This window comes from Inquilinus limosus MP06, from assembly GCF_000767795.1.
Lineage (GTDB): Bacteria > Pseudomonadota > Alphaproteobacteria > DSM-16000 > Inquilinaceae > Inquilinus > Inquilinus limosus_E.
Window position 1 is genome coordinate 1 of record NZ_JANX01000928.1, and the last position, 1486, is coordinate 1486.

2 protein-coding genes are annotated in these 1486 nt (G+C 74.1%); one reads left to right on the forward strand and one right to left on the reverse strand.

From position 1 onward, the window contains the following. On the reverse strand, positions 1-734 hold a 734-nt coding region (locus tag P409_RS34075), incomplete at its 3' end, for an AfsR/SARP family transcriptional regulator (protein ID WP_034849223.1). A 242-nt stretch (positions 735-976) separates the two neighbouring features. Between P409_RS34075 and P409_RS34080 the strand changes: the two genes are divergently transcribed. Continuing rightward, positions 977-1486: response regulator (locus P409_RS34080; RefSeq protein ID WP_152613705.1), on the forward strand; the 510-nt coding region annotated here is incomplete at its 3' end.

The window sequence follows — 1486 nt, forward strand, 5'->3', positions numbered from 1 at the left end:
CGGGAGCCGGCGAGCGACCGCCAGGCCCAGATCAGCTGCTCCGCCGCCTCGCTGCCCGTGCCGCCCAGCAGCCGGGCCGAGAGGTCGCGCTGCTCCTCCGCCTCGCGCTGGCGGCCGCCGGCGACCAGGACGCGCAGCAGCGCGACATGGGCCGAGACGTCGTCGACATCGGCGGAGACCAGGGCGCGGGCATGCGGCAACGCCGCCTCGGGATCGTTGGCATGGCGCTCGAGCAGGGCGCGCAGCACCTGCAGGCGCAATCGGCGCACCTCCTGCCGCTCGGCCACGCACCAGACCTGGAAGTCCGGACAGCTCGGCAGGTCCAGCCCCTCGGCGAACTCGCCCTGGAAGGCCGCCGCGGCCTGCTCCAGCGCCACGGTCGACGCCGCCTCGACCCCGGCCGAGAGCGACCGGCGGATGGCCACGAGGTCGATCCCGGCCCCTGCGGCGTCGAGGCGCACCGTGTCGCGGTCGGCCAGGATGCACGGCCGGCCGGGGGCGTCGACGACACGGCGCAGCAGGCTGAGGCTCGACCGCAGCGCGCCGCGCGGATCGTCCGGAATGTCCCAGAAGATGGCGCAGAGGCGGTCGCGCCGGTGCGGCCGCTCCGTGGCGGCGAGATAGACCAGCAGGGCCCGCGCCTTCCGGGAGGACGGCAGGGCCACGGGCCGGCCGTCCCGGGTGACCTCCACCCCGCCCAGCAGGCGCACTGTCAGCTGCGGATCGTCAGGCATCGCTCGGATCCAGGAAAGACCTCCTGCAGGGGGTCTGGAGGCGGGCGCCCCGTCCCACCGAAGCGCACCCTATCGGCGTCACGGCGCGATTGCCACCGCGCAATTTCAACGCTTTCTGAAACGGTCGCTGCGACGCCGCCACCCTAGATCATCGCCGGATGCCCTGCCCGACCCGTGCCCGGCCACCCCGGTCCCGGCCGGCCGACGCAAACCGCCATCGCCACGTCCACGCTGGAGCTTGTATGGCCACCGGATCTTCGGCCCATCCGACCATTGTCCCGGACCCCGACTGGTCTCCGCCGCTGCAGCCTCACCCCGCCCCGCCGGTGGCGGCGCAGCGGACGCCGTGGCGTCCCTCCGTCGTTGGCCAGGGCGGCGTCCGGCCGGCGCGCATCCTGATGGTCGGCGACGACCCGGCGATGAAGCAGATGGTGGCCGCCTTCTTCGAGCAGCACAGCATGCGCGTCGTCCCGGTCTCGGGGCGGCAGGGTGTGGTCAGCCAGATCGCGGCCGACGCGCCGAACCTCGTGATCCTCGACCTGGACCAGGATCTGGCGAGCGGGCTGGACCTGCTGCGAGAGATCCAGTCGCGGTCGGACGCGCCGGTGATCATCACCGGCAGCCAGCGCAGCGACGAGGCCGACCGCGTCATCGGCCTGGAGCTCGGCGCCGACGACTATGTCGCCCGGCCGTTCGGCACGCGCGAGCTTCTGGCCCGGGTGCGGGCGGTGCTGCGGCGCCGCGGCCATGGC